Below are 12,616 nucleotides of genomic sequence, written 5' to 3' on the forward strand. Positions count from 1 at the left end.
CGCGCTTGACTGCGAGACAGACACGTCGAGCAGGTACGAAAGTAGGTCTTAGTGATCCGGTGGTTCTGTATGGAAGGGCCATCGCTCAACGGATAAAAGGTACTCCGGGGATAACAGGCTGATACCGCCCAAGAGTTCATATCGACGGCGGTGTTTGGCACCTCGATGTCGGCTCATCACATCCTGGGGCTGAAGCCGGTCCCAAGGGTATGGCTGTTCGCCATTTAAAGTGGTACGCGAGCTGGGTTTAGAACGTCGTGAGACAGTTCGGTCCCTATCTGCCGTGGACGTTTGAGATTTGAGAGGGGCTGCTCCTAGTACGAGAGGACCGGAGTGGACGAACCTCTGGTGTTCCGGTTGTCACGCCAGTGGCATTGCCGGGTAGCTATGTTCGGAATAGATAACCGCTGAAAGCATCTAAGCGGGAAACTAGCCTCAAGATGAGATCTCACTGGGACCTTGAGTCCCCTGAAGGGCCGTCGAAGACTACGACGTTGATAGGTTGGGTGTGTAAGCGCTGTGAGGCGTTGAGCTAACCAATACTAATTGCCCGTGAGGCTTGACCATATAACACCCAAGCAATTTGCTGACCTGAAAGGGCACCAGATTGCGGTGTGTGAAGACGAAACGAACCGAAAGTTCGATTGTTCACAAACACCGAGATCTATCACATACCCATTCGCTGGAGCGTGCGCCGTAAGGCAAACGACCTGGCTACCGAATTTCTTGACGACCATAGAGCATTGGAACCACCTGATCCCATCCCGAACTCAGCAGTGAAACGATGCATCGCCGATGGTAGTGTGGGGTTTCCCCATGTGAGAGTAGGTCATCGTCAAGATTAAATTCCGAAACCCCTATCTGCGTATGCAGGTAGGGGTTTTGTTTTGTCCGCAGGAAAATCTGGCTCTCCGGGTTTCTATGCAACGGCCCGGGGCATGGCTATCATGCGGGCCTCATTGTGAGGCGAGACTTGCATGCTGACGTTGTTAAAGCTTCTTAAGGATGGCAAGTTCCATTCGGGTCAGGCCCTGGGCGTCGCCTTGGGCATCAGTCGTAGTGCGGTATGGAAGCAGCTACAGCATTTAGAAGCTGAGCTTGGCTTGTCTATCCACAAGGTGCGCGGGCGTGGCTATCAATTGGCTACGCCACTGACGCTGCTTGATCCTGCCCGCATAAAAGAACAGGCGCCCTCGTGCGACTGGCCTATTCTGCTCTTCGACTCAATTGACTCCACTAATGCTGAAGCGTTGCGCGCAATACACCGAGGCCAGGCTGCACCATTTTTGGTGCTCTCCGAACGGCAGACTGCGGGTCGCGGCCGACGTGGGCGAAATTGGGCCAGTCCTTTCGCAGAAAACATCTATTACAGCCTCGTATTGCGCATCGAAGGTGGAATGCGTCAGCTCGAAGGGTTGAGTCTTGTGGTCGGGCTTGCTGTCATGCAAACGTTGAGAGATCTCGGTATCCCGGGCGCGGGCTTGAAGTGGCCCAACGATGTTCTGGTTGGTCAGAAAAAGATCGCCGGGATATTGCTCGAGTTGGTGGGTGATCCTGCTGATGTGTGTCACGTGGTGCTGGGTGTTGGAATTAATGTGAACATGCAGGCAACCGATGAGATTGATCAGCAATGGACATCCGTGCGGCTGGAGTCGGGCGGGGTGCTTGATCGCAATCACCTTGTCGCGCAATTAGGGTTGATGCTTCAGAAATATCTGACCCGTCATCAGATTGATGGGTTTTCCGCCATTCAGCGGGAATGGGAGCAGAACCATCTTTGGCAAGGGCGGGCAGTCTCGTTGATTGCTGGTGTCAACCAGATTGATGGTGAGGTGTTGGGTATCGACAGCCAGGGTGCCTTACGCTTGAAGGTAAATGGTGTGGAAAAAGTCTTTAGTGGTGGTGAGCTCAGCCTGAGGTTGCGTGATGATTCTTGAGCTCGACTGCGGAAACAGTTTTATAAAGTGGCGCGTTCTCTATGCGGATGCCAAGCAGGTGTTTGGAGAGGGGGTGGTGGATTCGGATCTCGCGTTGCTGGAAAGCCTGAATCGACTTGAGGGGCTGTCCCTCAAACATTGTCGGTTGGTCAGCGTGAGAACGACCGAAGAGACTGCTGCATTGACTTCTCTACTGGCACAAACGTTCTCAGTGTCCGCGATATGTGCCGCGCCGGCGCGCGAGATGGCTGGCGTTCGAAATGGATACGAAGAGTTCGAGCGGTTGGGACTTGATCGATGGCTTGCGATGCTTGGTGGATTTCATCTTTCCCCAGGAGCCTGTCTGGTGCTCGATTTCGGTACGGCAGTGACTGCTGATTTTATTGCGGGGGACGGAGAGCATCTTGGCGGGTTTATTTGCCCTGGAATGCCTCTGATGCGCAACCAGTTGCGAACTCATACCCGTAAGATTCGCTATGGCGATATCGCGGCCGAGCGTGCGCTCGAAAGCCTCGTGCCTGGTCGCACAACTGTTGAGGCGGTTGAGCGTGGATGTTCGCTGATGTTGAGGGGGTTTGTCCTGACTCAGCTGGAAATGGCGCGTAGTTATTGGGGGGAGGATTTTGCGGTATTCCTCACGGGAGGCGATGCGACGCTCGTCTCTGAAATCGTACCGGATGCCAGGCTGGTTCCAGACCTGGTGTTTGTAGGTCTGGCGATGGCATGCCCTTTGTCTTGAGGTTCTTATGCGTTGGTTGTTCCTGCTGTTGCTGGTTCTCAATGTCTTCTATTACATCTGGCATCAACAAGAAGCCCCGCTGCGTGCGAAAGATGTAACGCCTTTGAGTTTGTATCGAGGATCGCACCAGGATATCCGTTTGCTAAGCGAGGCAGCTGATGCGGGGCGTGAGAAGGTAAAGTTGGCGTCGACCGATAGTGGCTGCCTTTATTTGGGTGGTTTCACCCGTCAGGAGGTCGCCCTGGCAGCTGAGCGCCGACTGGGTAGGATGGATATCAAAGTTCAAGCCTTGCCAAAAGACTCCTCTGATCCGTCTGGCTACTGGCTCCGTGTAGCACCTGAAAGCCGGCGTTTAGTGGATGATCTTCAGCTGCTAAACCTTTCCAAAGAATTCAATGAGTTAAAACATAAAATAATGCCGTGCGAGGGGGTTGCGCCTTCGGAATAGTTTGCATAGAATGGCGCCCGCTTCGCAGTGAAGACCTTTAACGGTCAGCGGTACGAAGCGGTGTCAACGCAGCTAACCTCAGGTTTTTAATGAGAAAATGCTTGACAGAAGGTCGGCATGATATAGAATGCCGGCTCGCTTAGGAGGGGTTCCCGAGCGGCCAAAGGGATCAGACTGTAAATCTGACGTCTACGACTTCGAAGGTTCGAATCCTTCCCCCTCCACCATTTTTAGCGAGAGCTGCAAGCTCCGCGGGTATAGTTTAGTGGTAGAACCTCAGCCTTCCAAGCTGATGATGCGGGTTCGATTCCCGCTACCCGCTCCAAGTTTGCAGGTCCTGCAAAGGTGTTACGCTCTTGTAGCTCAGTTGGTAGAGCACACCCTTGGTAAGGGTGAGGTCAGCGGTTCAAATCCGCTCAAGAGCTCCATATAACAAGGCAGATATGAAAATATCTGCCTTTGTTTTAATGGCTGGTATTACTGTTTAAATCTTCTGCTGGGGGTTGCTTCGATGGCTAAGGAAAAGTTCGAACGTAATAAGCCGCACGTCAACGTAGGCACCATTGGTCACGTAGATCACGGCAAAACTACCCTGACCGCTGCGCTGACCCGTGTCTGCTCCGAGGTTTTCGGTTCGGCAAAGGTTGACTTCGACAAGATCGATAGCGCCCCAGAAGAAAAAGCACGTGGTATCACCATTAACACAGCTCACGTTGAGTACGATTCGGCTGTGCGTCACTACGCACACGTTGACTGTCCAGGTCATGCCGACTACGTAAAGAACATGATTACCGGTGCTGCTCAGATGGATGGCGCTATTCTGGTTTGCTCGGCCGCTGATGGTCCGATGCCGCAAACCCGTGAGCACATCCTGTTGTCCCGTCAGGTTGGCGTTCCGTACATCGTTGTCTTCCTGAACAAGGCTGACATGGTTGACGATGCTGAGCTGTTGGAGTTGGTTGAGATGGAAGTGCGCGATCTGTTGAGCACTTACGATTTCCCAGGCGACGACACTCCTATCATCATTGGTTCGGCGCTGATGGCGTTGAACGGTCAAGACGACAACGAGATGGGTACCACTGCCGTCAAGAAGTTGGTCGAGACGCTGGATACATATATTCCGCAGCCTGAGCGTGCTATTGATAAGCCGTTCCTGATGCCGATCGAGGATGTGTTCTCGATCTCCGGTCGCGGCACTGTTGTGACTGGTCGTGTTGAGCGTGGCATTGTCCGCATTCAGGAAGAAGTTGAGATTGTTGGTCTTCGTGACACTGTCAAAACTACTTGTACTGGTGTTGAGATGTTCCGCAAGCTGCTCGACGAAGGTCGTGCTGGCGAGAACTGCGGCGTTCTGCTGCGCGGTACCAAGCGTGATGATGTCGAGCGTGGCCAGGTTCTGGTCAAGCCGGGCACAGTCAAGCCGCATACCAAGTTCACTGCTGAGGTTTACGTTCTGAGCAAGGAAGAAGGAGGGCGTCATACTCCGTTCTTCAAGGGTTATCGTCCGCAGTTCTACTTCCGTACAACTGATGTGACTGGTAACTGCGAATTGCCAGAAGGCGTTGAAATGGTGATGCCAGGTGACAACATTCAAATGACTGTCACTCTGATCAAAACCATCGCGATGGAAGATGGCTTGCGTTTCGCTATCCGTGAAGGCGGTCGTACCGTCGGCGCTGGTGTCGTAGCCAAAGTTATCGAGTAAATTGTTGTAATGTCTTTTTCGGGCCGGCATAATGGTCGGCCTGATTTTGTTTTAGGTCAGTAGCTCAATTGGCAGAGCGACGGTCTCCAAAACCGTAGGTTGGGGGTTCGATTCCCTCCTGACCTGCCAGATTCACTTGGTGTGTCTGGCTTTCTTTTCACAGGATCTTCATAGATGACTCCTAAAGCTGAAGCTCAAGGCTCTCGCTTCGATCTGCTCAAGTGGCTTGTAGTAGTCGCCTTGGTGGTTGTTGGCGTTGTTGGCAATCAGTATTACTCTGCTTCGCCGATCCTGTACCGCGTACTTGCATTGCTCGCCATTGCTGCCGTAGCTGCCTTTGTAGGCCTGCAGACAGTCAAGGGCAAGTCTTTCTTTGTACTGGTTAAGGAAGCTCGCACCGAAATTCGTAAAGTCGTGTGGCCAACTCGCCAAGAAACCACGCAGACCACGCTGATTGTTGTGGCTGTTGTTCTGGTTATGGCGTTGCTGTTGTGGGGGCTTGATTCCCTGCTCGGCTGGCTTGTTTCCTTGATTGTCGGCTAAGGGTGTCCCGTGGCTAAGCGTTGGTACGTTGTGCATGCTTACTCCGGTTACGAGAAGCATGTCATGCGCTCGTTGGTAGAGCGCGTAAAGCTGGCTGGCATGGAAGATGGCTTTGGCGAGATTCTGGTTCCCACTGAAGAAGTGGTTGAAATGCGTAATGGCCAGAAACGCAAAAGCGAGCGCAAATTCTTCCCAGGTTATGTGCTGGTTCAGATGGACATGAATGAGGGTACTTGGCACTTGGTCAAGGATACTCCTCGGGTGATGGGTTTCATCGGTGGTACAGCTGATAAACCTGCGCCGATCACTGATAAAGAGGCAGAAGCGATTTTGCGTCGTGTTGCTGATGGTAGCGACAAGCCGAAGCCGAAGACGTTGTTCGAGCCGGGTGAGTCGGTACGTGTCAATGACGGGCCGTTTGCTGATTTCACTGGTACGGTCGAAGAAGTTAACTACGAAAAGAGCCGGATCCAAGTGGCAGTGCTCATTTTCGGTCGCTCTACTCCGGTAGAGTTAGAGTTCAGTCAGGTCGAAAAGGTCTAGCTGAGCAAGCATCCCAACCCCGCAGCCCTAGGCTGTGGGGTTTTGTCGTCACTGGGATAAACGCGCAAGTAACCGGGGAGCCTTTCGAGGCGTTCGAACCCGTAATTGGAGTGCCTCATGGCCAAGAAGATTACCGCTTACATCAAGCTGCAAGTGAAGGCCGCTCAGGCTAACCCAAGCCCACCTGTTGGTCCTGCTTTGGGTCAGCACGGCGTGAACATCATGGAATTCTGCAAGGCTTTCAACGCCCGTACTCAGGGTATTGAACCAGGTCTGCCGACTCCAGTGATCATCACTGTCTACAGCGACCGTAGCTTCACTTTCGAAACCAAGTCCACCCCTGCTTCGGTTCTGCTGAAGAAGGCTGCTGGTCTGACTAGCGGTTCCGCTCGTCCGAACACCGTTAAGGTTGGCACCGTGACCCGTGCTCAGCTGGAAGAAATCGCGAAAACCAAAAACGCGGATCTGACTGCAGCTGATATGGACGCAGCCGTGCGTACTATCGCCGGTTCTGCTCGTAGCATGGGCCTTAACGTGGAGGGTGTGTAATGGCTAAGTTGACCAAGCGTCAAAAGGCTATCGCCGGCAAAATCGAAGCGGGCAAGTCCTACAACTTTGTAGATGCTGCCGCCCTGCTGGCTGAGCTGTCGACTGTGAAGTTCAGCGAGTCGTTCGACGTTGCTGTAAACCTGGGTGTTGACCCGCGTAAATCTGACCAGGTTGTTCGTAGCGCTACTGTGCTGCCACACGGCACTGGCAAGACCGTTCGCGTAGCTGTGTTCACCCAGGGTCCAGCTGCTGAGGCCGCTCTGGCTGCCGGCGCTGACCGTGTAGGTATGGACGACCTGGCTGCCGAAATGAAAGGCGGCGACCTGAACTATGACGTAGTTATCGCATCCCCGGATGCCATGCGCGTTGTTGGTCAGTTGGGTCAGATCCTGGGCCCGCGCGGCCTGATGCCTAACCCTAAAGTCGGCACCGTAACGCCAGACGTAGCTACCGCGGTTAAAAACGCCAAGGCTGGTCAGGTTCGTTATCGCACCGACAAAAACGGCATCATTCACACCTCCGTTGGCAAAGTCGGCTTTGATGCCGTCAAGCTGAAGGAAAACGTTGAAGCCCTGATCGCTGATCTGAAGCGTATCAAGCCAGCTTCCTCGAAAGGTATTTACGTCAAGCGCGTTACCCTGAGCACCACCATGGGTCCAGGTCTGGTCATCGACCAAGGCTCGCTCGACGCGTAAGACACAGGTTGGCGCAAGCGATTGCGCCAATTGAAAGATTGGGGTCCCTGCCTGGCGGGGGCTATCCAAGACCGTAGGCGACGCAAGTCTTAAACCTCAAGCCTACGCAGATGGTGCTCCCGGTTCCTTACCGAATCAGACACCAAAACGACATCTGGCCTCGGTTGGATGAAACGGTAACAAGCAGGAGTTTTTCCCGTGGCAATTAAACTTGAAGACAAGAAGGCCATCGTCGCTGAAGTCAACAAGGCTGCCCAAGTTGCTCTGTCCGCTGTCGTGGCTGATGCCCGTGGCGTAACAGTAGGCGCTATGACCGGACTCCGTAAAGAGGCTCGTGAAGCTGGCGTTTACGTACGTGTTGTACGTAACACCCTGCTCAAGCGCGCCGTTGCTGGCACTCAATATGACGTGCTCAACGACGTGTTCACTGGCCCGACCTTGATTGCATTCTCCAAAGAACATCCGGGCGCTGCTGCTCGTATCTTCAAAGAGTTCGCAAAAGGTCAGGATAAGTTCGAGATCAAGGCAGCTGCGTTCGAGGGCAAGTTCCTCGCGGCTAATCAGATCGACGTACTGGCAAGCCTGCCGACCCGTGACGAAGCAATTTCTCAGCTGATGAGCGTGATTCAAGGCGCAACCAGCAAATTGGCTCGTACTCTGGCGGCTCTTCGCGACCAGAAAGAAGCCGCTGCAGCCTAAGGCTGAGCGACACCTTTCAGCGTTTATTGTTTATTTCGACGGCCGCGTAGGCTGTCACCCCAATACAGGAATTTATAGTCATGTCTCTGACTAACGACCAAATCATCGAAGCAATCGGCGAAAAATCCGTTCTGGAAATCGTTGAGCTGATCAAGGCCATGGAAGAGAAGTTCGGCGTTTCTGCTGCCGCTGCTTCCGCTGGTCCAGCTGCTGTCGCTGCTGTTGTTGAAGAACAAACTGAATTCAACGTCATGCTGCTGGAAGCTGGCGAGAAGAAAGTTAACGTGATCAAGGCAGTACGTGAACTGACCGGTCTGGGCCTGAAAGAAGCCAAGGCTGTAGTTGACGGCGCTCCTGGCATCGTTCTGGAAGCTGTTTCGAAAGACGCAGCTGACAAAGCCAAAGCCACTCTGGAAGAAGCAGGCGCTAAAGTCGAGCTGAAGTAAGCATCGACTTTGCTCCTCCAGCCCGAGCGTTAAGCGAAAGGCTGATGGCTGGTGGCTCTTGCCACCGGCCTTTTTCCGTTATTGGCAGCCGACTGGGTCGGTGCTGGTAACGAGCTGTAACCACCCGATGCGGTGGCGCAAACCATGGGGTTTGCACGATTTTCTGGCTGCTCCCGTCGGGAGGGGCCAAACAAGCAGGTGACCAAGCTGGGGAACGCTGATGGCTTACTCATATACTGAGAAAAAACGTATCCGCAAGGACTTTAGCAAGTTGCCGGACGTCATGGATGTGCCGTACCTCCTGGCCATCCAGCTGGATTCGTATCGTGAATTCTTGCAAGCGGGAGCGACTAAAGATCAGTTCCGCGACGTGGGCCTGCATGCGGCCTTCAAATCCGTTTTCCCGATCATCAGCTACTCCGGCAATGCTGCGCTGGAGTACGTCGGTTATCGCCTGGGCGAACCGGCATTTGATGTCAAAGAATGCGTATTGCGCGGTGTGACTTACGCCGTACCTTTGCGGGTAAAAGTGCGCCTGATCATTTTCGACAAAGAATCGTCGAACAAAGCGATCAAGGACATTAAAGAGCAAGAAGTCTACATGGGTGAAATCCCCCTGATGACTGAGAACGGTACCTTCGTAATCAACGGTACCGAGCGTGTAATCGTTTCCCAGCTGCACCGTTCCCCGGGCGTGTTCTTCGACCACGACCGTGGCAAGACGCACAGCTCCGGCAAACTGCTGTACTCCGCGCGCATCATTCCTTACCGCGGTTCGTGGCTGGACTTCGAGTTCGACCCGAAAGACTGCGTGTTCGTGCGTATCGACCGTCGTCGCAAGCTGCCTGCATCGGTACTGCTGCGCGCGCTCGGCTATACCACTGAAGAAGTGCTCGACGCGTTTTACACCACCAACGTTTTCCACCTGAGCGGCGAAACCCTCAGTCTGGAACTGATTGCTTCGCGTCTGCGTGGTGAAATCGCTGTTCTTGATATTCAGGATGAGAAGGGCAAGGTCATCGTTGAGGCTGGTCGCCGTATTACTGCGCGCCACATCAACCAGATCGAAAAAGCCGGTCTCAAGACCCTGGAAGTGCCTCTGGACTACGTCCTGGGCCGCACTACCGCCAAGGCCATCGTGCATCCGGCAACCGGCGAAATCCTGGCAGAGTGTAATACCGAGTTGAACACCGAGATCCTGGCAAAAATTGCCAAGGCCCAGGTTGTTCGCATCGAAACTCTGTACACCAACGATATCGACTGCGGTCCGTTTGTCTCCGACACTCTGAAGATCGACTCCACCAGCAACCAATTGGAAGCGCTGGTCGAGATCTATCGCATGATGCGTCCAGGCGAGCCGCCAACCAAAGACGCTGCCGAGACTCTGTTCAACAACCTGTTCTTCAGCCCTGAGCGCTATGACCTGTCTGCGGTCGGCCGGATGAAGTTCAACCGTCGTATCGGTCGTACCGAGATCGAAGGTTCGGGCGTGTTGTGCAAAGAAGACATCGTCGCGGTACTGAAGACTCTGGTCGACATCCGTAACGGTAAAGGCATCGTCGATGACATCGACCACCTGGGTAACCGTCGTGTTCGCTGCGTAGGCGAAATGGCCGAGAACCAGTTCCGCGTTGGCTTGGTACGTGTTGAGCGTGCGGTCAAAGAGCGTCTGTCGATGGCTGAAAGCGAAGGCCTGATGCCGCAAGACCTGATCAACGCCAAGCCAGTGGCTGCGGCGGTGAAAGAGTTCTTCGGTTCCAGCCAGCTTTCCCAGTTCATGGACCAGAACAACCCGCTGTCCGAGATCACCCACAAGCGTCGTGTGTCTGCACTCGGCCCTGGCGGTTTGACTCGTGAGCGTGCTGGCTTTGAAGTTCGTGACGTACACCCGACTCACTATGGTCGTGTATGCCCGATTGAAACGCCGGAAGGTCCGAACATCGGTCTGATCAACTCCCTGGCTGCCTATGCGCGCACCAACCAGTACGGCTTCCTCGAGAGCCCGTACCGTGTGGTGAAAGACGCTCTGGTCACCGACGAGATCGTGTTCCTGTCCGCCATCGAAGAAGCTGATCACGTGATCGCTCAGGCTTCGGCCACGATGAACGACAAGAAAGTCCTGATCGACGAGCTGGTAGCTGTTCGTCACTTGAACGAATTCACCGTCAAGGCGCCGGAAGACGTCACCTTGATGGACGTATCGCCGAAGCAGGTAGTTTCGGTTGCTGCGTCGCTGATCCCGTTCCTCGAGCACGACGACGCCAACCGTGCGTTGATGGGTTCGAACATGCAGCGTCAAGCTGTACCAACTCTGCGCGCTGACAAGCCGCTGGTCGGTACCGGCATGGAGCGTAACGTAGCCCGTGACTCCGGCGTTTGCGTCGTGGCTCGTCGTGGTGGCGTTATCGATTCCGTCGACGCCAGCCGTATCGTGGTTCGAGTTGCTGATGACGAAGTTGAAACCGGCGAAGCTGGTGTCGACATCTACAACCTGACCAAGTACACCCGCTCCAACCAGAACACCTGCATCAACCAGCGTCCGCTGGTGCGTAAAGGTGATCGGGTTCAGCGTAGCGACATCATGGCCGACGGTCCGTCCACCGATATGGGTGAGCTGGCTCTGGGTCAGAACATGCGCATCGCGTTCATGGCATGGAACGGCTTCAACTTCGAAGACTCCATCTGCCTGTCCGAGCGTGTGGTTCAGGAAGATCGCTTCACCACGATCCACATTCAGGAACTGACCTGTGTGGCACGTGACACCAAGCTTGGGCCAGAGGAAATCACTGCAGACATCCCGAACGTGGGTGAAGCTGCACTGAACAAGCTGGACGAAGCCGGTATCGTTTACGTAGGTGCTGAAGTAGGCGCAGGCGACATCCTGGTTGGTAAGGTCACTCCGAAAGGCGAGACCCAGCTGACTCCGGAAGAAAAGCTGCTGCGTGCCATCTTCGGTGAAAAAGCCAGCGACGTTAAAGACACCTCCCTGCGCGTGCCTACCGGCACCAAGGGTACCGTCATCGACGTACAGGTCTTCACCCGCGACGGCGTTGAGCGTGATGCTCGTGCACTGTCGATCGAGAAGACTCAACTCGACGAGATCCGCAAGGACCTGAACGAAGAGTTCCGTATCGTTGAAGGCGCCACTTTCGAACGTCTGCGTTCCGCTCTGGTCGGCCACAAAGCCGAAGGCGGCGCCGGCCTGAAGAAAGGTCAGGACATCACCGACGAAGTTCTCGACGGTCTTGAGCATGGTCAGTGGTTCAAACTGCGCATGGCTGAAGATGCTCTGAACGAGCAGCTTGAGAAGGCTCAGGCCTACATCGTTGATCGCCGCCGTCTGCTGGACGACAAGTTCGAAGACAAGAAGCGCAAACTGCAGCAGGGCGATGACCTGGCTCCAGGCGTGCTGAAAATCGTCAAGGTTTACCTGGCAATCCGTCGCCGCATCCAGCCGGGCGACAAGATGGCCGGTCGTCACGGTAACAAGGGTGTGGTCTCCGTGATCATGCCGGTTGAAGACATGCCGCACGATGCCAATGGCACTCCGGTCGACGTCGTCCTCAACCCGTTGGGCGTACCTTCGCGTATGAACGTTGGTCAGATCCTTGAAACCCACCTGGGCCTCGCGGCCAAAGGTCTGGGCGAGAAGATCAACCGGATGATCGAAGAGCAGCGCAAAGTCGCTGAGCTTCGTAAATTCCTCGACGAGATCTACAACCAGATCGGCGGTCGTAACGAAGATCTGGATAGCTTCTCCGACCAGGAAATCCTGGATCTGGCGAAGAACCTGCGTGGTGGCGTTCCAATGGCCACTCCAGTGTTCGACGGCGCCAAGGAAAGCGAAATCAAGGCCATGTTGAAACTGGCAGACCTGCCAGAAAGCGGCCAGATGCAGCTGACCGACGGCCGTACCGGCAACAAGTTCGAGCGCCCGGTTACTGTTGGCTACATGTACATGCTGAAGCTGAACCACTTGGTAGACGACAAGATGCACGCTCGTTCTACCGGTTCGTACAGCCTGGTTACCCAGCAGCCGCTGGGTGGTAAGGCACAGTTCGGTGGTCAGCGTTTCGGGGAGATGGAGGTCTGGGCACTTGAAGCATACGGTGCTGCTTACACTCTGCAAGAAATGCTCACAGTGAAGTCGGACGATGTGAACGGCCGTACCAAGATGTACAAAAACATCGTGGATGGCGATCACCGTATGGAGCCGGGCATGCCCGAGTCTTTCAACGTGTTGATCAAGGAAATTCGTTCCCTCGGCATCGATATCGATCTGGAAACCGAATAACACGTGACGCGAATCGAG

11 protein-coding genes, 4 tRNA genes and 2 rRNA genes (1 of these 17 cut by a window edge) are annotated in these 12,616 nt (G+C 54.5%); all 17 read left to right on the forward strand.

The window, feature by feature from the left end:
• Nucleotides 1-567, forward strand: a 23S ribosomal RNA gene (locus BLU63_RS13680); it begins 2,325 nt to the left of the window's first position.
• A 158-nt stretch (nt 568-725) separates the two neighbouring features.
• Nucleotides 726-841, forward strand: a 5S ribosomal RNA gene (rrf, locus tag BLU63_RS13685).
• A 136-nt stretch (nt 842-977) separates the two neighbouring features.
• A complete protein-coding gene (gene birA, locus BLU63_RS13690; protein ID WP_077749258.1) occupies nt 978-1,937 on the forward strand; it encodes a bifunctional biotin--[acetyl-CoA-carboxylase] ligase/biotin operon repressor BirA in 960 nt (319 codons plus the stop codon).
• A complete protein-coding gene (locus BLU63_RS13695) occupies nt 1,927-2,676 on the forward strand; it encodes a pantothenate kinase (RefSeq protein ID WP_010467247.1) in 750 nt (249 codons plus the stop codon). The genes birA and BLU63_RS13695 overlap by 11 nt, the downstream gene beginning before the upstream one ends.
• 7 nt (nt 2,677-2,683) lie before the next feature.
• Nucleotides 2,684-3,124 carry a hypothetical protein gene (locus BLU63_RS13700; protein WP_010467249.1) on the forward strand — a complete coding sequence of 147 codons (441 nt, stop codon included), beginning with the start codon at nt 2,684-2,686 and terminating at the stop codon, nt 3,122-3,124.
• 142 nt (nt 3,125-3,266) lie between these two features.
• Nucleotides 3,267-3,351 (forward strand) — tRNA-Tyr (locus BLU63_RS13705).
• 24 nt (nt 3,352-3,375) lie between these two features.
• Nucleotides 3,376-3,449: transfer RNA gene (locus tag BLU63_RS13710), tRNA-Gly, on the forward strand.
• 27 nt (nt 3,450-3,476) lie between these two features.
• A tRNA-Thr gene (locus BLU63_RS13715) sits at nt 3,477-3,552 on the forward strand.
• A gap of 83 nt (nt 3,553-3,635) precedes the next feature.
• Nucleotides 3,636-4,829 (forward strand): elongation factor Tu, encoded by a 1,194-nt coding sequence (tuf, locus tag BLU63_RS13720; protein WP_010467251.1) that lies wholly within the window; start codon nt 3,636-3,638, stop codon nt 4,827-4,829.
• Nucleotides 4,830-4,882: 53 nt separating this feature from the next.
• Nucleotides 4,883-4,958: transfer RNA gene (locus BLU63_RS13725), tRNA-Trp, on the forward strand.
• Between the two features lie 45 nt (nt 4,959-5,003).
• Nucleotides 5,004-5,372, forward strand: a complete 369-nt coding sequence (secE, locus tag BLU63_RS13730; RefSeq protein ID WP_008145488.1) for a preprotein translocase subunit SecE — start codon at nt 5,004-5,006, stop codon at nt 5,370-5,372.
• Nucleotides 5,373-5,381: 9 nt separating this feature from the next.
• Nucleotides 5,382-5,915, forward strand: coding sequence for a transcription termination/antitermination protein NusG (gene nusG, locus BLU63_RS13735; protein WP_007896622.1), 534 nt, complete (start codon nt 5,382-5,384; stop codon nt 5,913-5,915).
• Between the two features lie 117 nt (nt 5,916-6,032).
• Entirely contained in the window at nt 6,033-6,464 is a 432-nt protein-coding gene (gene rplK / locus BLU63_RS13740) for a 50S ribosomal protein L11 (RefSeq protein ID WP_003210097.1), read from the forward strand.
• A complete protein-coding gene (gene rplA / locus BLU63_RS13745) occupies nt 6,464-7,159 on the forward strand; it encodes a 50S ribosomal protein L1 (RefSeq protein ID WP_007896626.1) in 696 nt (231 codons plus the stop codon). Before rplK ends, rplA begins: the two co-directional genes overlap by 1 nt.
• Before the next feature lie 198 nt (nt 7,160-7,357).
• Nucleotides 7,358-7,858 (forward strand): 50S ribosomal protein L10, encoded by a 501-nt coding sequence (gene rplJ, locus BLU63_RS13750; RefSeq protein ID WP_010467255.1) that lies wholly within the window; start codon nt 7,358-7,360, stop codon nt 7,856-7,858.
• Nucleotides 7,859-7,938: 80 nt separating this feature from the next.
• Nucleotides 7,939-8,304, forward strand: coding sequence for a 50S ribosomal protein L7/L12 (gene rplL, locus BLU63_RS13755; RefSeq protein WP_077749256.1), 366 nt, complete (start codon nt 7,939-7,941; stop codon nt 8,302-8,304).
• 220 nt (nt 8,305-8,524) lie between these two features.
• Nucleotides 8,525-12,598, forward strand: a complete 4,074-nt coding sequence (rpoB, locus tag BLU63_RS13760; protein ID WP_010467260.1) for a DNA-directed RNA polymerase subunit beta — start codon at nt 8,525-8,527, stop codon at nt 12,596-12,598.
• Nucleotides 12,599-12,616: the final 18 nt, after the last annotated feature.

It is taken from the genome of Pseudomonas mandelii (assembly GCF_900106065.1).
Classification (GTDB): domain Bacteria; phylum Pseudomonadota; class Gammaproteobacteria; order Pseudomonadales; family Pseudomonadaceae; genus Aquipseudomonas; species Aquipseudomonas mandelii.